Here is a 19,225-nt window from a genome sequence, read left to right as displayed (position 1 = left end):
TTATTGGGCACCCCACACTAATTTATATAAATCTTCCCCCATAGTACCTGGTGTCACCGTTTGAGGCGTTTTGTCATACGTATACTCTGCATCATTATAAGGGATCCCATTATTATGAAAATATCGGATTTCTAACGTTTGAATCGTATGAGTGTCTTTCTTTATTTCCATCTTTTCAAAATAATAATCCCCACCTGGTCGCATCACACGAATCCATAATTGGGCTACTTTATCATCTTTATCTACACTACTATTATCAATAGATAATGTATTATCATAACTATCGGCACCTACATAGTACCAATAATCTTGAGCCTGAACAGAACTCATAAAACCAAAACTTAAAATACCAACAAAACCTAATATACTTAATGTTTTCATTATATATTTCATAAAATCACCCTTCTTTCTTCCAGTCATCGAAATTCGTCTAACTACCATTATACCCGCTTAGTCATAGTTTGCAAGTCTCAATATATATAACAATAAGCATAGCAACATATAATTAATACTAAAAAACGGCTTGAAATGAATACTCATTTCAAGCCATTTCCTATTTCACAGACCACGAAATCCAAGCCACTTTATCTTCTGACGTATTGCGAATACGTCCATCAGCCTGACGATATGGCGCAAGTAAAGGTAAAATTTCTTCTTTCATCGCCTCTACCGACCCCCACTCTTCACTATGAAGACGCATTGTAAAATAACGTAAGGCTTCTTCTTCTGTAAAAAACTCTTCTTCAGGTGTCGTAATATATTCCACATTGACCGTTTGACCAACAGATTTCACCCTATGTAAAACACCGTCAATATTAGCTTGCCAGTCAAAATCATCAACACCATAAAAATGTTCCGTCAATGCATCAACTATCGTATCTTGACGACCCGCAAAAGCAACGAGTAAACATTTATTACGACTCGTCCGCGTCATCGCCTCAATATTTTGTGGATCAAACATAACCGGGCAGAAAAAACTATAGGTCAAATCAAAGCCTTTATCCCATCCCAAAGCTAAACGTGTTACCTCACTCCAAGGAGCTACATATAAATCAAGATCTAAATTTTCTTTTTCAGCTAACTGGCGCCCACCTTCTATCATGCCATTCGACAAATCAATACCTGTCGCTTTATAGCCAAGTTTAGCTAAACCAAGGGCATAGTCACCTACACCGCAACCAATATCTAACGTTCGCCCACCAGTAGCAGGTAGTAGATCATGTTTCCTTAAAAAATCAATAAAATGGTCAACTTGTGCCGTTCGTTCAATTTTCTCATGTAGTTCCACAAAAAATTCGGACCGACTATTCCAAGCATCACGCTCTACTTGCCATTCTTCATTATTTGTATTTACATTTGTTACTGTTGTATTGCTCATAAAAGTCCTCCATATAACGTCACTTCTAACGTTACATTATGTATAGAAAAATAAATTACAAGCTTTAAATTGATAATTTTTATCATATTTAATATTTTCTATATATAGAGTACTCTGATTTTACTTTTATGGCAAATGCAAATTATTAATAATAATTAACCCAACACATCATCAAAGGAAGCTACTGTCCGTCGAATGGCTTCTTCTAAGGTGTCCTCACGAGTTGTCAAAGCTGGATTAAAATATAAAATATCACCTAATGGCCGTAATAACAAACCTCTGTCCAATGCTTTTTTATAAATTTCATAGCCTGTACGAGCCTTACTTGGTAATGGTTCCTTTGTCTTAGGATCTTTTACTAATTCAATGGCATTAATAAGACCAATGTGACGAATTTCACCTACATTAGGATGATTGCCTAAGGCTTCTTGCAACGCATTATGAAGAAAAACTGCTTTATCCTTCGCTTCTTCCATAACACCATCATGTTGCAATATATCAATAGTCGCTAAGGCGGCAGCACAGCCCAATGGATTACCACTATAAGTATGGCTATGCATAAACGCTTTATATTCGAAATAATCAGCATAAAAAGCATCATAAATCGCATCTGTAACAGCCATAATGGACATTGGCATATAACCACCTGTTAAGGCCTTTGAAATAGTCATAATATCAGGCGTAATACCGGCATGATCACAAGCAAACATTTTACCTGTACGACCAAACCCCGTTGCAATTTCATCGGCAATCAGTAATACACCATATTCATCACAAAGAGCGCGTAATTTTTTGAGATATGCTGGTGGATATATACGCATCCCTGCGCAACCTTGCACAATTGGCTCTACAATTACAGCCGCTAACTCATGACTATGCTTAGCAAAATTTTCTTCCATATGGACGAAGCATTCACAATCACAAGTTTCACGCGTTTTATTATAAGGACAACGATAACAATCAGGTGCTTCTGTATGAATTGTTTCCATCAACATAGGCTGATACATTTTAGCAAATAAATCCATACTCCCCACAGCTAAAGCCCCCATCGTTTCACCATGATAGCTTTCACTAAGGCACATAAACTTCTGTCGTTCTGGATGACCCGTCTGGTACTGATACTGAAACGCCACTTTAAGCGCGCATTCTACAGCCCCCGAACCATTGTCATTAAAATGTAATTTATTCAACCCTTTCGGTAAAATTTCAACTAACTTTTCAGCCAAAGTAATCGCTGGTTTATGACTCAAGTTAGCAAAAATAACATGCTCCAAAGTATCTAGTTGCTCTTTGATTGCCTGATTAATTTTAGGATTACAATGGCCTAATAAATTGCACCACCATGAGCTGATAATATCTATATATTCTTTACCATCCACATCATACAAATAAGAACCTTTACCATGGTCAATAACAATCGGTGGCAATGTTTCATAATCTTTCATCTGAGAACAAGGATGCCAGATATGCGCTAAATCTTTTTCTACCCACACTTGTGATTTCATACGAATCGCCTCTTTCAATACCTAATATACCCAATTACCTACCTAATTACTTACCTACTTAACTAACCAATTATTCAGTTATTCTGTACCACATCATACTTCATCATATAAAGTTGCTAATGAATCCGCACTGACACCTAAGTCACTGGCCCCTTCTGGTACACAAGCGATAACAGGGACTCCGGTTAATGTTTCAATCATTTTCTTATTATCCTGTTCCATAGGACTATTAGTGTAATAATTTAAAATCACACCTTTTACAGGAATCTGACGGGCACGTAAATATTCAATCGTCAATACAGTCGCATTAATCGTACCAAGCCCTGCATGAGCCACTAATACAGTCGGCAAATGAAACCATTGAATCACATCTTCTAAGAAAATCTGATCAATTTCATCATAGCGAAGAGGACACATAATACCACCACTGCCCTCCATCGTTACATACTCATAACGCTCTTTAGCCGCTTCAAAAGCAGCCGTTACTACACTTTGTTCTACCGGATTGCCTTCCCACTGAGCCGCTAAATGAGGTGATACAGCATGGTCATATAAATACGATAATAAAGTATCCTCAGGAGCCCCCATATTAGCTACTTTATTGACATAACCTGCATCACTGTCGGCAATAGAAGGCGCCCCACTAACAGCGGCTTTATAATAACCAGCTTTATAGCCTCCCTCACGCAAAGCTTTCACCAGTAGACCTGTTATATATGTCTTTCCTACATCCGTACCTGTACCGACAACAAACAAACCCTTACTCTGTACTTCTTGTGCCATAATATAATCCCTTCCTACCTAGCGCTACCTGTATAAACTATACTAAATAAAGTAATTTCAATGTTATTTAACCATGTCAGATTTTTATTGTCAACTCCAACAACTTTAGTATGGTTTACTAATAATTATCAAGCCTTGAATTTCCATTCACTTTTTTAATATTCTCTATGCATTTATCGCATTTTTGCAAAAATTTTATTGTTAATGATTACATTTGCTCAATTTTGTCTGTTTTTTATTGACTAAATGATTGATTATGATTATATTGTAAATAAGATGTAAAGTTCATAGAATTAATAAATATTTATTTACTATATTTCAATATATTTAATGTTTCACAATCTATGTTAACGTTAGGAGCTACTCATGTTATCTGAAGAACGCCAATCTTTAATTCTCGATCGACTTCGTACTAAACGAGCCGTTACTGTCCAAGAATTAGTGCAAGACTTAGATTCTTCGGCGGCCACTATTCGCCGTGACTTAACAGAACTACATAACAAAGGTTTGTTACAAAAAGTTCATGGCGGTGCTGTCAGTTGTGATGTAGATTATTTCACTACAGAACCTGACATGAATACCAAAGCCAATCTATTCACGGACGAAAAAGAAGCCATTGCCCGCGAAGCTGCTAGTCTCATTGAAGACCACGATTTTGTATTCATTGATGCCGGTACAACGACAGAACGTATTTTACCTTATGTAAAAGCCCAAAATGTAACCTTTGTTACCAACGGAACCTCCCATGCCGCCTTCTTAGCTGCGCGACACGGCCGGGTCATTTTGCTTGGTGGCCAAGTCAAAGCTGTAACAGGTGCGATTATTGGCGACACCGCCTTACAACAATTAGACGTATTTAACTTTACCAAAGGATTCTTTGGGGCGAATGGGGTAAGTGTAAAAGGCGGTTATAGTACACCTGATCCAGCAGAAGCCGCCATTAAAACAAAAGCTATGCATCACTGTCATCATGCTTACGTTCTATGTGATTCTTCTAAGTTTGATAAAATTTCCCCCATTACGTTTGCCCCTTTAGAAAGTGCGACTATTATTACAACACACGTAAAAGGCGCCTATTCATCCTATACAGAAGTGAGAGAGGTATTACCATGATTTATACGGTAACATTTAACCCGTCCTTGGACTATATCATGCGCCTGCACACCTTTCAACCAAACGGTGTCAATCGTACTTACGATGATTTTATCGTAGCGGGGGGCAAAGGTATCAATGTATCCATCGTGTTGCGCCATCTTGGTCATGACAATACAGCCCTAGGCTTTATTGCTGGTTTTACCGGTGACGAAATCATCCGTCAAGTAAAACAAGAAGGCTGTAAAGAAGCCTTTGTCCGTTTAAAAACAGGTACTTCACGCATAAATGTAAAACTCAAAAGCCAAGGTGAAACAGAAATCAATGCGCAAGGCCCTACCATTACTGAAGAGGACGTAGCCACACTATATCAGCAATTAGATTCATTAGTAGATGGTGATATTCTCATCTTATCAGGCAGTATCCCTAAAGGATTACCTAACACTATGTATCGCCAAATTATGGAGCGCTTACAAACTCGTAAGATTCAAATTATAGTAGATGCCACACAAGACTTACTCATGAATGTATTAGCCTATAAACCATTCTTAATCAAACCCAATCATCATGAATTAGAAAGTGTATTTAATACTACCTTTGAAACGGAAGAAGATATTATTAAGGCCGCTCGTCAATTACAAGCTAAAGGGGCCCGCAATGTATTAGTATCTCGTGCTGGCGATGGTGCCATTTTATTAGATGAGCACGGACAAGTGCGTACCAAAAAAGTCCCACAAGGAACACTCGTCAATTCCGTAGGGTCTGGTGACTCTATGGTCGCTGGATTCTTAGCCGGTTACCTAGAATCAAAAGGAGACTACGATAAAGCCCTTGCCATGGGTGTCGCCGCTGGTTCAGCGTCCGCCTTTCAAGAGTGGCTAGCTAATCGAGCTGACATAGAAGCATTACTGTAGGAGGAAAATTATGAAAATTACGGACTTATTAAAAAAGCAATCCATTCAATTAAACGCTTCACCAAGTACAAAAGATGAAGCCATTTGTCACTTAGCGGATTTAATGGAGGCCAGTGGCAACTTACGAAACAAAGAACAATATATAAAAGATGTCCTTATTCGTGAAGAATCTGGTTCCACCGGCCTTGGTATGGGACTTGCCACCCCACATGCCAAAAGCATTGGTGTAAAGGCGCCTGGCTTAGCCGCTATGACCGTCCCTGCCGGTATGGACTTTGAAAGCCTTGATGGTGAGCCCTCACGACTATTTTTCATGATTGCCGCCCCTGAAGGTGAAGCGGATACCCATGTGCAGGTGCTTGCCAATTTAGCGACCCTCATCATGGATCCAGCTTTTAAAGAAGCGCTAATTAAAGCACAAACGGTAGAAGGATTCCTGGCACTAATCGATGTTAAAGAAGCCGACCAATTCAAACCCAAAATGACAGAAACAGAAGCCTTAGCGATAGTTGAACAAAATGTAACACCAGCTACTACAGCGGCGCCACAAACAACCGACACCGCTACCAATGTAACCTTAGCCAATCACTATCAAGTACTAGCAGTAACGGCTTGCCCTACAGGCATTGCCCATACGGCAATGGCAGCCGAAGCATTAAGCCGCACAGCCGCTGATATGGGTATTTCTATTAAAGTAGAACAAAATGGCGCTAGTGGTGTTAAAGATGCTCTTACCGCTGACGACATTGCGCAAGCAGACTGTATTATTGTTGCGGCTGATAAAAGTGTTCCCATGGCCCGTTTCAATGGTAAACCACTCATCCAAGTAAAAGTAGCCGATGGTATTAATAAAGCCAAAGAACTCCTTACAGAGGCCACAAGTGGTCAAGCCGCAATTTATAAAGCAAACGGCGAAGACAATACAAGTAGTACCGTAACAGCTAACGACAGCATTGGACGTCAAATCTACAAACATCTAATGAACGGTGTTTCTCACATGCTCCCGTTCGTTATTGGCGGTGGTATTCTTATTGCACTGGCCTTCCTATTTGATGATTTTAATCCAGCTGACCCAAGTAAATTCGGTTCTGGTACAGAACTAGCCGCCTTCTTTATGAAAATTGGTGGTGCTTCCTTTAGTTTCATGCTTCCTGTATTAGCTGGTTTCATCGGCATGAGTATTGCTGACCGCCCAGGATTGGCTGTTGGTTTTGTCGGTGGCTATCTAGCCAATGCTGGGGGATCTGGTTTCTTAGGAGCACTATTAGCTGGTTTTGTGGCTGGTTATTTAATGCTTCTATTGAAAAAAGCCTTCTCTGGTTTACCACATACATTAGAAGGTATCAAACCTGTATTACTCTATCCCGTACTTGGTGTTCTTCTCATGGGTATTATTATTACCTTCATCATTAACCCACCAGTAGGTGCTTTAAACGAGAGTTTAATGAATGCCTTAAAAAGTATGAACACAAGTAGTCGTGTGGTTATCGGCTTAATCTTTGCTGGTATGATGGCTGTTGACATGGGTGGCCCTGTTAATAAAGCAGCCTATGTAATTGGCACTGGCTTATTAGCTACCGGCGAATATGGCGTCATGGCCGCTGTTATGGCAGGTGGTATGGTTCCTCCATTAGCTATCGCGCTTTGCACAACCTTCTTCCCAAATCGTTTCACCCCTGCTGAACGAAAATCAGGGATTACAAACTACATTATGGGCTTATCCTTTATTACAGAAGGCGCTATTCCTTTTGCTGCCGCTGATCCTATTCGCGTAATCCCATCTTGTATTATCGGTGCCGCTGTAGCTGGTGCATTATCTATGGCCTTTGAATGCACTTTACGAGCTCCTCATGGTGGTATCTTCGTAGTACCTACAATCGGTAATCCATTAATGTACTTAGGTGCTATTCTCATTGGTTCTGTAGTAACAGCACTTCTGTTAGCTATTCTAAAAAAACCACTAAAAGACTAATTATAAAATTTCTCCCTACTTATAAAAAAGCCCTTATTCATAGCGCGTATAACCAAGCTGACCTGCTGGATTATATGCCCTAGAATAAGGGTTTCTTTTATTTATTTCCAAATTGTGCCTGCAACGATGCGACCGAACGGCGCAATAACCAATCCGTATCTACTTTATCTGCCACGGGAAACTGATGCTCACCAAAGCGTTCAAATTGATATTTCGCATAAAAACGTTGTGCTTTATAATTTTGATCCCAAACGCCTAACCAAACCCATTCGCAATCAGTTTCACAGGCCAATTGTAGTGCTTTTTCAAACAAGAATTTTCCTAAACCTTGCCCCTGAAACGCTTGCAACACATAGATGCGTTGTACCTCAAAGGCATTCTCTAATTCTTGTTCTGTTTGGGCCGCCCCCTGATTTAATTTCAAATACCCTGCTATGGTGCCATCTAAAATGGCAAAGTAATGCTGAGATTCTGGATTCAGTACCTCTTTAGTCAAGGTCTCATGACTAAAGGCTGTATTGAAATACGCCGCTAATTCAGCGTCTGTATTGTGATGACCAAAGGTTTCTCTAAATGTATCCTTAGCAATTTGTTGTAATTTTGCAATATCATCTGTGGTAATCTTCTTAAATACAAGATTCATACTGCCTCTCCTCTATCTCAAATTATCAATGCCCTTATAAAATAAAAAAACACATTATACATATCTTCTAAGACCTACTGATATGCACAACATGCTTACGCACTCTACCCGGTGGCAGATACATATTTAAATGATTGTCTTATAATAGCATACTCATCAATTCCTGTAAAGCACACAATTTCAGTTGCACAATCATACTAAGCTGTGCTATAATCACCATAGAAATTTCAGGGGAGCTTATGAATGTAGGCTGAGAGGAAGTCATCTAACTTCGACCCTTATACCTGATACGGATAATGCCGTCGTAGGAAGATGTTATAGACGACAAAAACTCTTACAGAGGTACCGTATTTGGTACCTCTGTTTTTTATATAGTCTGAAAAGACCAACTGGCGGGGGAGCGCCCGACAGTTGTCATTACAGCGATGGGAAGCCGTGTTCCGGCGTGAGAGGAGACCAATCAGTCTCGACCGCTACAGGAGTTTGTAATGAATTCATCTTCAAGTAATGTAAAAAAAGTAACCATAGCTAGTTTATTAATCGCCGTAGCTGTTGTAGGCAGTACCTTTTCCTTTCCTGTAGGAATTAGTAAATGTGCGCCTGTACAACATATGGTCAACATTCTCTGCGCTGTTTTCTTAGGCCGTTATGCCGGCGTTAGCGTTGCTTTTTGTGCCAGTACACTACGTCTATTACTCGGTTTAGGGAGTATTTTAGCGTATCCTGGTAGCATGTTTGGTGCCCTCTTGGCCGGCCTTGTATATCATCGGACAGGCAGTCTATTACTCACCTTAGGGGCCGAAGTCTTCGGTACTGGTATTTTAGGTGGTTTATCTGCTTATCCATTAGCCATTTTAGTGCTTGGTAAAACAGCCGGACAAATAGCGTTTTATACTTACGTGGTTCCTTTTTTGGTTTCTACCATAGGTGGCTCCCTATTGGCTGGAATTTTGCTCTTCACATTACGTCGTACCGGAGCCTTACAGAACTTACAACAACATACCTTATAATTGGTAGGTCCTAAATTCTCATACCCCTACCAACAAAGGCCGTTGGAAAGGGTATTCTATGAGTACAACAACTACACCAAAAACAAAACTTTTATCACACAGCTTATTATGGTTTGGCGCTGCCTTATCTATCGCTGAAATTTTTACTGGTACCCTCTTTGCACCATTAGGTTTTAGCCAAGGTCTATGGGCTATTATTCTAGGTCATTTAATTGGGGGCTGTCTATTTTTCTTAGCTGGACTTATTGGTGCGCAAACAGAACGTAGTGCTATGGAAACAGTACGTATTGGCTTTGGTCATACAGGCGCTTCAGGTTTTGCCCTCGCTAACGTATTACAACTCATTGGCTGGACAACCGTTATGATTATAACTGGCGCAGCTGCGACAGATGCCATTTATCCATTGAGTACTACTATCTGGTCTCTCATTATTGGCGGACTTATTATACTTTGGTTGCTACTAGGTTTCACCAATTTAACTCGACTAAACCTTGTAGCTGTTACATTATTATTTATCCTCACAGTTTGGCTCAGTTTTATTATCTTTGATCCCCAATCAGTTATAGCTACTACCTTACAATTAAATGATGAGCAAACGCTATCTTTTGGCGCTGCTGTTGAATTAGCTACGGCGATGCCTTTATCTTGGTTGCCCTTAGTCTCTGACTATACGCGCCATGCTGAACGGCCTGTAGCTGCCACTATACTGAGTACCATAACCTATACAATTGTTAGCATTTGGATGTATGTAATTGGTCTTGGTTCCGCCCTTTATGCTGGTGAAACCGACATTGCCGCCGTCATGTTAAAAACAGGTCTCGGCCTCTGGCCTCTCCTTATCATTATCTTTGCTACAGTCACTACAACCTACTTAGATGCCTTTTCAGCGGGTGTAAGTGCCATTAGCATTTGGCCCCAATTATCTGAAAAAACAACAGCTATTATCTTTACAATAATTGGCATTATCTTGGCCATTTTCATACCAATGACAGAATATGAAAACTTCCTATTTCTTATTGGTTCTGTATTCACGCCCATGATTGCGATTCTCTTTACCCAATACTTTCTCCTTAAGCAGGATGCATCTGGGCGTAAATTTTACCTTCCTAACTTAGTCCTTTGGCTACTAGGTTTTATATTATATCGTAATGTACTCACTTATGAAACGCCCTTAGGCACAACCTTCCCTGTAATGATTACTATTGCTTGTCTTACTTATATAGTAGGCAAATGGTTGACGCCTATCTCAAAGAAGGTTAACAATTAAACAAGCTACGAAACCGTCACTAGCTCTCTCAAACAGTGACGGTTTCACCATATATATCAAAAATATTACATCATTACCTAACATAAAACACCTTATAAAATAGGCACTTAATAGTGGTAATACTTTATATCGAAATTTATAAATTTTCCTGTATACATTACCTCATAAGTTGTGCTATACTATTTTCAGAAATTATACATATATACCATACAGTTAACAAATCATACATATAGCAAGTGCTATATACTATGTAAGGGTATCATTAGGAGGAATGAAAATGAAAGAATTTATTAAAGGTTTCAAAGAGTTTGCCTTACGTGGCAATGTAATTGACTTGGCAGTCGGTGTTGTTATTGGTGCTGCTTTCGGTAAAATCGTAGCATCATTAGTAAGCGATATTATTATGCCACCTATCGGCTTAATCCTTGGCGGTGTAGACTTCTCTGATTTCTTCATCAGTTTAACCGGCGAACAAGCAGCTACTCTAGCTGAAGCCAAAGCCGCTGGTATTCCAGTTATCGCATACGGTAGCTTCTTAAACTCTCTAATTCAATTCTTAATTGTCGCATTTGCTATTTACTTAGTAATCAAACAAGTAAATCGCTTATTCCCTAAGAAAGAAGAAGTTAAAGAAGATCCAACCCTTTGCCCATTCTGTAAACAAGAAGTGGCTGAAGATGCAACTCGTTGTCCACATTGTACATCTGAAATCACCCCTGTTGTAAAAAATTCTTAATAAAAACCTATAGTAAAGAGGCAGAAAACACTGTACTAGTGTTTTCTGCCTCTTTTTTATGCCATTATAAATAAATTACTAATCATATGATTATATCAACAAATATACTCTTTTATTCTTCAATATTCACTAGTGAACACGCAAAAGGGACTATAACGATAATAGTAGCCATTTTACTATCATTTGTTATAGTCCCTTTTGTTTACTTAATACAACCCTGTTCGTTTCCCATAATGTTTAGAATCACCATTTTGTTTCCAACCTACCATATCACCAATAGACATGACACGGCGCGTCAAGCAATCTTTACATTTATCGGCATTATCATCTACACAAGGCTTATTATCATACAATAAATATTTAGCACGATGTTCAGGAATGGTTATAATTGGCATCAAAATATTAGCCCCTGCAGCTAATCCTTTTTCACGGCCCAATGGATCAAGAGCCTGCAAAGCTGTCGTTGCTGCAATATTTACATCTTTTAAGAATAAACGTGTTAACGCAATCATCTTAAGACCTAATTGAATACGACGTAGTTTTCCTTCTTGATCATCAAGTCCCATGGCTAATGCTTCTTGTCCTAGTGGCGTGTCATGATGCACTACATACGGCCCCATGCCAATCATATCAATGTCCATATCACGGTAGAACAAGATATCATTCACCAAATCCTCTTCCGTCTGATAGGGTAAGCCAATCATAACACCCGTGCCCACTTGAAAACCTACTTTACGTAAGCTCTTCAAACAGGCCACGCGCGTTTCAAAAGAATGTAATTCATCATTTGGATGAATCTTACTATATAGTGTAGGATTACTCGTTTCGATTCGAAGCAAATAGCGACTAGCGCCTGCTTCCACCATACGACGATACGCTTCTTCTGACTGTTCACCGACACACATAGTAATCCCCAGTGAACCATCACCAATGGCTTTAATATCACGAATTAGTTCTACCACATAGTCTACAAAGGCTTCATCACTACGTTCACCAGACTGTAAGGTAATAGATCCATATTCATGATCATAAGCCCACTGCGCCATCTTTATAATATCATCCCGCTTCATATCAAAGCGTTCCGTCTTATCATTTTCACGCCGAATTCCACAATACTCGCAATTTTTAATACACCGATTGGAAAATTCAATAAGACCACGATAGTACGCCACTTTATCAACATAGTGAGCTTTTACCTCGTAAGCCTTTTTATAAATAGCTTGCAAATCGGCTTCATCCGTAACACTCATGAGGAAGCGCAATTCTTCCACGGTTAACGTATCAGAACCGACCAAGTCTTTCTTTAAAATATCTTGTACTGTCATAGTCACTCTTGTTGTTCTCTCTTATCTTTATAAACTAACTTTAATGATTACTTAATCCGTCAAATCAACTAATTACAGGTAAACCTAACAGCCCCTTTAGCTATGGCGTCGATATTCAACAAGCAATGGTTCATGCAAACTCGTTGGTAATTCAGTCACACGCGTAAATTCACCAATTTGCTGTGGTAATTCGTGCCAAGAGGTTGCTTCCTGCGCCACCATATAATGGGCCAATTGCCCCCTCATCTGTTTCGACGATGTACTGAGCTGTTTCCATACACCTTGTTTTAATTCTAGAAACTCCACCGTTACCATACGCGGATGGTCTACCAATTTATAATATTCTTTAGAGGCTAAATTAAGTAGCCAATCTTCCTTAACTAACGCCTCCGTAACAGGCTTTTTCCAGAGCTCATATAACGACTTACAACCTGCTAGCAAGCCCGTTGCAGGCGCAGTTTTTTGAAATATGCGGTCCACCAAATCAAGACGATATTCTTTTATAGGACTTAACGGACTCACCAAGCCATATAACGCCGATAAAATGTAGATGTGACGAGCACCAAAAGCCTGTGCGGTTTCACTTAATTGATTCCAAGCTAAGTTCTTAAATGCTAACCCATTATAACTTTCAATCGCAGTCCCCGACGGTTCGTTTCTATAGTTTTGATAAAATGCCACTAAAGGCTCTGTTTTAGGTTCAGCTAATTTCAAAGCTTTGCCCAACTCAGAAACAGTCAATGTTTGTAAATGATCAATAATAGCATCCGTCATAGCTGCCTGAAATAACGCAGCTTTTGGTGTGCCCTGTAAAGTCTTAGTTTTACTAGGAGACAGGAGTATTTTCATTAATTTCAATCCCCTGTTGATTGTCACCATCTTCGTTTAACTCAGCCGCTAAGCGTTCTTGCACAGCTTGGCTCCAAATCACTAATGGCAGTGCCACAATAAATTTTGCCTTCATTTCTTCACAAAGGGACATCACTTCTGACAAATAAGGCGACCCTTCATCAATACTATCTATAACTAGCACAACATGACGATTTTTTAAACCAGCACCACTATAAACGATTTGTTCACCATCATAATATATATCTTCTACAAACACTTTATCATGCATGAATTCGTCCATACGACGCAAAATCAAACGATCTAACAAAGCGCTTACTGGTGTCGCTACGGGTTCAGCTGTCGACAAGCCTTCAGGCTGTACGCGAACAAATACCGTCTTTTTATTATGACCTTTACGGTAGTCTAATAACGCGCGTTCCGCTGCCCCAAAGAATAATAAATTCTGCGCTGGATCCAACGTATCACTTTGAAATAAATCTATAATTGTTCCCGACTCAGCTGCATTCAATTGAGATTGTAGCTGAATCGACACATCTTCAACAATTTCCTCATAGTCAGAACGAAGAACATCTGCCATAGTTATTACCTCCTATTTACAAATGAAATCATGACACGGAAAGAATTAATATACAATTGCTAAAAAGCGCTCATATTTTCCCATTAATTACATAATTATAGCATAGTTTCCAGATAAATTACTATACGCTACAGAGTATGCCAACGCCTACTCCTATAATACAAAAAGAACACCCCTCTTTTTATACACGAAGGGCGTTCCTATTCATTACGCTTCAAACAATAAATAAATGTTCATACCTGTCACAACAATACCAATAATCCACAACATAATCGCGGTGGATGGTTTATTTTTATAAGCCCCCATCACTTTAGCAGAGCCAGTTAAATACAGTTGCAAGAAAATAGTAAATGGCAACTGTAAGCTCAAGAACATCTGTGAAATCAATAACGCTTTAAAGGAATCTTGAATAAACAAGATCAGAACTAATGCCGGCACATAGGTCAAAGCTAAACCTATACGACTGTGAAAATCTTTCATATCATAAGATTCACCAAACATACCAGCAAAAATACTCGCGCCAGCCATACCAGCGGTTGCGGATGATGCAAAACCAGCAAATAATAAAGCGAGTGCAAAAATAACCCCCGCCGAAGGACCTATCAAGGGCACTAATAATTCCTGAGCCTGTTCTAGCTCTTCCACTACAATTCCCTGTTGGAAAAATGTAGCCGCTGCTAAAATAATCATCGCCGAATTAATAGCCCAACCAATGCCCATAGAAAAAATCGTATCTAAAAATTCATACCGCAAACGTTTTTGCATAACAGCAGGGTCTGCTTTATTAAATTCACGGCTCTGAATAATTTCAGAATGAAGAAATAAATTATGAGGCATAATAACAGCCCCTAAAATACTCAAAATAACAAGCATGGATTCATTAGGTAATGTTGGATTTACCCACCCAAGGCCAGATGCTGCCCAGTCAACATCTACCATAGACAACTCAGCCAAATAGGCCAATGCAATGAGTGATACAAACCCAGCTATAACTTTTTCAAGCTTACTATACGAATTTGTTAAGAGCATACCCGTGCAAATAATCGCTGTCAGAATCGACCCTATAAAAAGAGGGATGCCAAAGAGCATTTTAAGCGCAATGGCAGCACCAATAAACTCTGCCAGTGCCGTAGCAGCCGCTGCTAACCCAGCGGTACTCAACAGAATACTCGACAGCCACCGTGGCAATGCATCATACGCACATTCCGATAAACAACGACCTGTTACAATCCCTAAATGGGCCACATTATGTTGCAATAAAATTAGCATAATTGTAGATAATGTAACCACCCACAACAAATTATAGCCAAACATAGCGCCAGCTGCTAAATTCGCCGCCCAGTTACCTGGATCAATAAATCCTACCGTTACAATAATCCCAGGTCCAATATATCGAAATACTTCTGACACTTGCATGCCCTGTTGATGGACCGTGTTCAATTTCTCTTTAATACGACTCACAAACATACACTTCACCATTCCCTATCTATAGTATTTGATTACTAATCGGCTAGTTAATATAAGCAAGATAACCGCAAGTAACCTAAACACACAATTAAAATGGTTACTGTCTTATGTTAGCTTAACTTACGCCTTAGTTTCATTGTTTACAGCATCAGCTTCCGCTTTTTCCTTTGCTTCTTCCGTTTTTTTCTTTGCTTCTTCAGCTTCTATACGCGCACGATTTTTAGCGAACTGCTCTCTAGACTTTTCAGCCTCTTTATCAGCTTCTTCAATAGCACGACGGCCTGCTTTATCAAATAAAGCATCAGGGGCTGCTACATTACCACCGCCAATGACTATCCCTACACGAGCTCGATAGTCATTTTTTCCCCCCTTGCCAAAACGAAGTCGCACATCACCACCGGTTTTTACACGACTGTGATCCACTTCAAACGAGTTCATCCGTTCCGCAATCTCTTCCTTCGTCAAAGCCGGTGTTTCACCATTGGCGGCAGCACTTTCATCTCGCTTACCTGCTTTTATTTCCTCTTTAATCTCTTGATCTCGATTATACTGCATTAAGTCATCACGAAACTCACTATACAAACGAATAGCAATATTTTTATCATTATCATTCATCTGTTCGCGTTTTTCTACTATATCAGCAATTAAAGGGGTTAATTCATAACGAGTATATACTTGGCCATTTAAATTTAACCCTTTAGTATCTGTAATAGCTCCATGTTTCACCAAAGTTTGTATCCCCTGATAGGCCCAATCAGTGGGCTTCACATCAGCTAAACGACTGTCCGCTTGACTCACTCCCATCGTACATGCAGTACATACAGTTGCTACCAGTAATACTTTTTTCCAATTCATGGTTCTTCTCCTTATTGACTTAATTCATCCATATTATAACATGTTTTCTTAGTTTCTGTGTAATCTACCTATGAGCACTATACCGAATCGACCTAAATTTTACATGAAAAAACACCTTTACCATAGTCCTGTGTCCTCATACATGTTACAATGAATCTATACCAAAGAACAATTCAATAAAGGAGTGGGCTACTATGGCTAATACAGAAACAACAATTCACGCAATCGTTCATCCCGATTTATCGGAGACCCCTATTGATATAAATAAAACACTAGCAAACTTAAAACGCAATAATTTTGTACCTCACTATTTTGAAACCGGCGCTGAAGCGGTTGAATATTTAAAATCGCGTATTCAAAATAAACGCGTTGCCATTGGTGATTCTCGAACCTTACAGGAACTACAAGTCTTTGAGGCCCTAGAACCGCAAAATAAAGAAATTACAGATATTCATCGCCCACTAGAAGGTGAAACCTTCCGCCAAACTGCATTGCGTACCATGCAACGAGATGTTTTTTTGACCTCTGTTAATGCATTAGCACAGACTGGCGAAATGGTCAATATTGATGGTACCGGCAATCGTGTAGCCTGCTCGCTCTTTGGTTCTGAAGAAGTATTCTTTGTCTTAGGAATTAATAAAATCACCCCTGATTTAAGTTCTGCTATTTATCGTGCGCGTAATGTAGCAGCTCCACAAAATGTTGTGAAAAACAAAAAATATTCTAAAAATCCTTGTGCCCTTCGTCAAGATAAATGCTATGACTGTGCCTCCCCAGATCGTATTTGTAACGCCTTAACAATTTATTATAAAAAGATGCGCAATATGGATACCATGGAAATTATTATTATTAATGAAGAATTAGGATTTTAACAACTCATATAACTAACAAGGCCATTCGTTTCCATTTCATACCCCATATACACGACAAAGCCCCTGTTCACCAAAGATGAACAGGGGCTTTCTATAGGTACAAGCTATCTAATGAAGGCCTGTATTACCTAAACATATGCAATTATGCACCTACAAAACGGTTCAAAGCAACAGTGCTAGTCATATGACGTTTAGTCATACCAAGTTCAGCAGGGCTAATGCCTAAAGCTAAACCAATTAATTGGCTCATATGAATGATAGGCATATCTTTGTCGTTTGGAACGTATTGTTTTGCTTCTTTTTGGAACATATCAAGCTGCATTTGACAAAGTGGGCAAGGTGTTACTACACAGTCAGCCCCTTCTTTAGCTGCATCAGCATTGATGGAACCAGTCATCTGCATTACAGAATCATGAGCTGGATATACAGCATGGAAACCACAGCAATCAAGTTTACGGGAGAAATCAATTGGTGTAGCACCAATAGCTTTAATTACATCCGCTAAGCTAGTTGGGATTTGGAAATCTTCAAAACCAGTTTCTTCAGCTGGACGAAGAAGATGGCAACCATAGTATTCAGCTACACGAAGACCACTTAAAGGTTTTACAACTTTAGCTTTAAGGTTGTTCAAACCATAGTCGCGAATCAATACCCATAAGAAATGAGTTACATCGCTAGTACCTTTATATTTTAAGCCAGCTTGACCTAAAATATTGTTAACGCGAGCGCGTTGAGTTTCGTCACGATCAAGTTCGTTTTTAGCTTCACGAAGCATCAACGTACAAGTGTTACAAACTGTCATTAACTGAACGCCTTGTGCTTCAGCTAAAGCAATATTACGAGCATTCGTAGCAAGAACTGCTAATGGATCAACGTCTTGAACATGAGACGCACCGCAGCAAGTCCAACCTTCTAATTCTTCAATTTGAATGCCTAATTTTTTAGCAACCGCAACAGTGGCGATAAAATCTTCTTTGGCGGCACCTTCAAGTACACAACCAGGGAAAAATGCGTATTTCATTATCTTTCTGCCTCCTCTGCTGCTTTAACAATGGTGCGCACATCCTTAATACCTTGAACTGGTTTGTGTGGAACTACAAGTTCAAGAGGATTAATCTTACCATGTGCCCAGAGACGCATAGCGTAGAGACCTTGTTTTGCGGAATCTACAAGACCATCTGTTTTAAGACTCATTGTTACTTCGTTCAAGCGGCCAGTTTTAATAAGGTCATCACGGAATGCAAGTGCATGGCGAGTACCTTTATTAGTTAAGCCAGCTTTAGTAGCTACTGCACGAAGTTCAGAGATATCTTTAGCTGGTTTTAAATGTTTTGGACAACGGGAAATACAGTTCATGCAATGAACGCATTTCCAAAGACCATTTTCAAAAGCAGGATTTACGTGAGCCATTGGTGCAACGTCACGGGAATCTTGAACAAAACGATTTGCTTTTGTATAAACATATGGATCCAAGAAGTCTTCACGATTTGCAGACAATTTGTTACATTCGGAAGCACAGCAACCGCAAAGGATACATTCTGTGTTAGTAACAAATTTTTTGAAATCTTCTGGAGTTTGACGGGAACCCATATCACGATTGAATTCAGGTTTCATGAAAATCCATGGAGCCACTGTTTTAAGACGGTTAACTTTAGCTTCCCAATCAACAGCAAGGTCACGGATTACATCGAAGTTACCGATTGGTGCGATTTCGATAGTATCACTACCAAAACGTTCAGTAATATCATCAATTTTACTTTCACAACCAAGCATAGCTTGACCATTAACTTTGATGGAGCAAGCACCACAAACAGCACTACGGCAAGCAGCGATGAATGTTAAGGTTGGATCGATAGTATCTTTAATTTTTTGAAGGCCCCAAAGGATTGTACGATCTGGTTCATAGTCAAAGGAATAGGTCTGTACATAGGAGCGACCTTCATTATAACGATGGATATTATAAGTAATCTGTCTCAT

Annotated in this window: 19 protein-coding genes and 1 riboswitch; of the genes, 7 read left to right on the top strand and 12 right to left on the bottom strand. The window is 39.4% G+C overall.

What is annotated here, in order from left to right:
- From DYE54_RS07735 to bioD, 4 genes are all read right to left on the bottom strand, one after another.
- On the bottom strand, positions 1–393 hold the full coding sequence (locus tag DYE54_RS07735) for a hypothetical protein (protein ID WP_115310694.1): 393 nt from the start codon (positions 391–393) through the stop codon (positions 1–3).
- A 160-nt stretch (positions 394–553) separates the two neighbouring features.
- Entirely contained in the window at positions 554–1,378 is an 825-nt protein-coding gene (locus tag DYE54_RS07730) for a class I SAM-dependent methyltransferase (RefSeq protein ID WP_115310693.1), read from the bottom strand.
- Positions 1,379–1,533: 155 nt separating this feature from the next.
- Positions 1,534–2,883, bottom strand: a complete 1,350-nt coding sequence (bioA, locus tag DYE54_RS07725; RefSeq protein ID WP_115310692.1) for an adenosylmethionine--8-amino-7-oxononanoate transaminase — start codon at positions 2,881–2,883, stop codon at positions 1,534–1,536.
- 93 nt (positions 2,884–2,976) lie between these two features.
- Positions 2,977–3,666, bottom strand: coding sequence for a dethiobiotin synthase (gene bioD, locus DYE54_RS07720; RefSeq protein ID WP_115310691.1), 690 nt, complete (start codon positions 3,664–3,666; stop codon positions 2,977–2,979).
- Positions 3,667–4,032: 366 nt separating this feature from the next.
- On the opposite strand from bioD, the gene DYE54_RS07715 reads away from it, so the two are divergent.
- Genes DYE54_RS07715 through DYE54_RS07705 form a run of 3 tightly spaced genes read left to right on the top strand, consistent with a single transcriptional unit; the run spans position 4,033 to position 7,644 of the window.
- The gene (locus DYE54_RS07715; protein ID WP_115310690.1) at positions 4,033–4,779 is read left to right on the top strand and encodes a DeoR/GlpR family DNA-binding transcription regulator; all 747 of its coding nucleotides are present in this window, start codon (positions 4,033–4,035) and stop codon (positions 4,777–4,779) included.
- The gene (pfkB, locus tag DYE54_RS07710; RefSeq protein ID WP_115310689.1) at positions 4,776–5,672 is read left to right on the top strand and encodes a 1-phosphofructokinase; all 897 of its coding nucleotides are present in this window, start codon (positions 4,776–4,778) and stop codon (positions 5,670–5,672) included. Before DYE54_RS07715 ends, pfkB begins: the two co-directional genes overlap by 4 nt.
- A 10-nt stretch (positions 5,673–5,682) precedes the next feature.
- Positions 5,683–7,644 carry a PTS fructose transporter subunit IIABC gene (locus DYE54_RS07705; protein ID WP_115310688.1) on the top strand — a complete coding sequence of 654 codons (1,962 nt, stop codon included), beginning with the start codon at positions 5,683–5,685 and terminating at the stop codon, positions 7,642–7,644.
- A gap of 97 nt (positions 7,645–7,741) precedes the next feature.
- Here DYE54_RS07705 and DYE54_RS07700 read toward each other — a convergent pair whose 3' ends face one another.
- On the bottom strand, positions 7,742–8,287 hold the full coding sequence (locus DYE54_RS07700; RefSeq protein WP_115310687.1) for a GNAT family N-acetyltransferase: 546 nt from the start codon (positions 8,285–8,287) through the stop codon (positions 7,742–7,744).
- Positions 8,288–8,506: 219 nt separating this feature from the next.
- A riboswitch (TPP riboswitch) is annotated at positions 8,507–8,615 on the top strand.
- A gap of 160 nt (positions 8,616–8,775) precedes the next feature.
- On the opposite strand from DYE54_RS07700, the gene thiW reads away from it, so the two are divergent.
- The 3 genes from thiW (at position 8,776) to mscL (ending at position 11,300) form a co-directional block, all read left to right on the top strand.
- A complete protein-coding gene (gene thiW, locus DYE54_RS07695) occupies positions 8,776–9,297 on the top strand; it encodes an energy coupling factor transporter S component ThiW (protein ID WP_115310686.1) in 522 nt (173 codons plus the stop codon).
- A gap of 58 nt (positions 9,298–9,355) precedes the next feature.
- On the top strand, positions 9,356–10,564 hold the full coding sequence (gene cytX / locus DYE54_RS07690) for a putative hydroxymethylpyrimidine transporter CytX (RefSeq protein WP_115310685.1): 1,209 nt from the start codon (positions 9,356–9,358) through the stop codon (positions 10,562–10,564).
- 277 nt (positions 10,565–10,841) lie between these two features.
- Positions 10,842–11,300 (top strand): large conductance mechanosensitive channel protein MscL, encoded by a 459-nt coding sequence (gene mscL / locus DYE54_RS07685; RefSeq protein WP_115310684.1) that lies wholly within the window; start codon positions 10,842–10,844, stop codon positions 11,298–11,300.
- A 206-nt stretch (positions 11,301–11,506) separates the two neighbouring features.
- Here mscL and hydE read toward each other — a convergent pair whose 3' ends face one another.
- The 5 genes from hydE to DYE54_RS07660 form a co-directional block, all read right to left on the bottom strand.
- Positions 11,507–12,625 (bottom strand): [FeFe] hydrogenase H-cluster radical SAM maturase HydE, encoded by a 1,119-nt coding sequence (hydE, locus tag DYE54_RS07680; RefSeq protein ID WP_115310683.1) that lies wholly within the window; start codon positions 12,623–12,625, stop codon positions 11,507–11,509.
- Between the two features lie 96 nt (positions 12,626–12,721).
- Entirely contained in the window at positions 12,722–13,474 is a 753-nt protein-coding gene (locus tag DYE54_RS07675; RefSeq protein ID WP_172460578.1) for a YaaA family protein, read from the bottom strand.
- A complete protein-coding gene (locus tag DYE54_RS07670) occupies positions 13,452–14,054 on the bottom strand; it encodes a hypothetical protein (protein ID WP_115310681.1) in 603 nt (200 codons plus the stop codon). Before DYE54_RS07670 ends, DYE54_RS07675 begins: the two co-directional genes overlap by 23 nt.
- 207 nt (positions 14,055–14,261) lie before the next feature.
- A complete protein-coding gene (locus tag DYE54_RS07665; RefSeq protein WP_218564764.1) occupies positions 14,262–15,521 on the bottom strand; it encodes an Nramp family divalent metal transporter in 1,260 nt (419 codons plus the stop codon).
- Between the two features lie 120 nt (positions 15,522–15,641).
- Entirely contained in the window at positions 15,642–16,376 is a 735-nt protein-coding gene (locus DYE54_RS07660) for a hypothetical protein (protein ID WP_115310680.1), read from the bottom strand.
- 194 nt (positions 16,377–16,570) lie between these two features.
- Here DYE54_RS07660 and DYE54_RS07655 point away from each other — a divergent pair, with 194 nt between their 5' ends.
- The gene (locus tag DYE54_RS07655; protein ID WP_115310679.1) at positions 16,571–17,248 is read left to right on the top strand and encodes a lactate utilization protein; all 678 of its coding nucleotides are present in this window, start codon (positions 16,571–16,573) and stop codon (positions 17,246–17,248) included.
- A gap of 142 nt (positions 17,249–17,390) precedes the next feature.
- Here the strand turns inward: DYE54_RS07655 and DYE54_RS07650 are convergent, their stop codons facing one another.
- Together DYE54_RS07650 and DYE54_RS07645 are read right to left on the bottom strand one after the other, a co-directional pair.
- On the bottom strand, positions 17,391–18,269 hold the full coding sequence (locus DYE54_RS07650; RefSeq protein ID WP_115310678.1) for a CoB--CoM heterodisulfide reductase iron-sulfur subunit B family protein: 879 nt from the start codon (positions 18,267–18,269) through the stop codon (positions 17,391–17,393).
- On the bottom strand, positions 18,269–19,225 hold the full coding sequence (locus DYE54_RS07645; RefSeq protein ID WP_115310677.1) for a succinate dehydrogenase/fumarate reductase iron-sulfur subunit: 957 nt from the start codon (positions 19,223–19,225) through the stop codon (positions 18,269–18,271). The genes DYE54_RS07650 and DYE54_RS07645 overlap by 1 nt, the downstream gene beginning before the upstream one ends.

This window comes from Veillonella criceti, from assembly GCF_900460315.1.
In the GTDB taxonomy this organism is placed as follows: domain Bacteria; phylum Bacillota; class Negativicutes; order Veillonellales; family Veillonellaceae; genus Veillonella_A; species Veillonella_A criceti.
The sequence above is the reverse complement of the archived record's forward strand: the minus strand, read 5'-3'. Positions and strand labels throughout refer to the sequence as shown.

Bases quoted from the DNA above. Each gene is read 5' to 3' on its own strand.
- DYE54_RS07655 (WP_115310679.1), top strand. From the start codon at position 16,571: ATGGCTAATACAGAAACAACAATTCACGCAATCGTTCATCCCGATTTA.
- DYE54_RS07675 (WP_172460578.1), bottom strand. From the start codon at position 13,474: ATGAAAATACTCCTGTCTCCTAGTAAAACTAAGACTTTACAGGGCACA.
- bioD (WP_115310691.1), bottom strand. From the start codon at position 3,666: ATGGCACAAGAAGTACAGAGTAAGGGTTTGTTTGTTGTCGGTACAGGT.
- cytX (WP_115310685.1), top strand. From the start codon at position 9,356: ATGAGTACAACAACTACACCAAAAACAAAACTTTTATCACACAGCTTA.
- DYE54_RS07645 (WP_115310677.1), bottom strand. From the start codon at position 19,225: ATGAGACAGATTACTTATAATATCCATCGTTATAATGAAGGTCGCTCC.
- DYE54_RS07705 (WP_115310688.1), top strand. From the start codon at position 5,683: ATGAAAATTACGGACTTATTAAAAAAGCAATCCATTCAATTAAACGCT.
- DYE54_RS07700 (WP_115310687.1), bottom strand. From the start codon at position 8,287: ATGAATCTTGTATTTAAGAAGATTACCACAGATGATATTGCAAAATTA.
- DYE54_RS07650 (WP_115310678.1), bottom strand. From the start codon at position 18,269: ATGAAATACGCATTTTTCCCTGGTTGTGTACTTGAAGGTGCCGCCAAA.
- DYE54_RS07715 (WP_115310690.1), top strand. From the start codon at position 4,033: ATGTTATCTGAAGAACGCCAATCTTTAATTCTCGATCGACTTCGTACT.
- hydE (WP_115310683.1), bottom strand. From the start codon at position 12,625: ATGACAGTACAAGATATTTTAAAGAAAGACTTGGTCGGTTCTGATACG.
- DYE54_RS07670 (WP_115310681.1), bottom strand. From the start codon at position 14,054: ATGGCAGATGTTCTTCGTTCTGACTATGAGGAAATTGTTGAAGATGTG.
- bioA (WP_115310692.1), bottom strand. From the start codon at position 2,883: ATGAAATCACAAGTGTGGGTAGAAAAAGATTTAGCGCATATCTGGCAT.
- pfkB (WP_115310689.1), top strand. From the start codon at position 4,776: ATGATTTATACGGTAACATTTAACCCGTCCTTGGACTATATCATGCGC.
- DYE54_RS07730 (WP_115310693.1), bottom strand. From the start codon at position 1,378: ATGAGCAATACAACAGTAACAAATGTAAATACAAATAATGAAGAATGG.
- DYE54_RS07660 (WP_115310680.1), bottom strand. From the start codon at position 16,376: ATGAATTGGAAAAAAGTATTACTGGTAGCAACTGTATGTACTGCATGT.
- DYE54_RS07665 (WP_218564764.1), bottom strand. From the start codon at position 15,521: ATGTTTGTGAGTCGTATTAAAGAGAAATTGAACACGGTCCATCAACAG.
- mscL (WP_115310684.1), top strand. From the start codon at position 10,842: ATGAAAGAATTTATTAAAGGTTTCAAAGAGTTTGCCTTACGTGGCAAT.
- thiW (WP_115310686.1), top strand. From the start codon at position 8,776: ATGAATTCATCTTCAAGTAATGTAAAAAAAGTAACCATAGCTAGTTTA.
- DYE54_RS07735 (WP_115310694.1), bottom strand. From the start codon at position 393: ATGAAATATATAATGAAAACATTAAGTATATTAGGTTTTGTTGGTATT.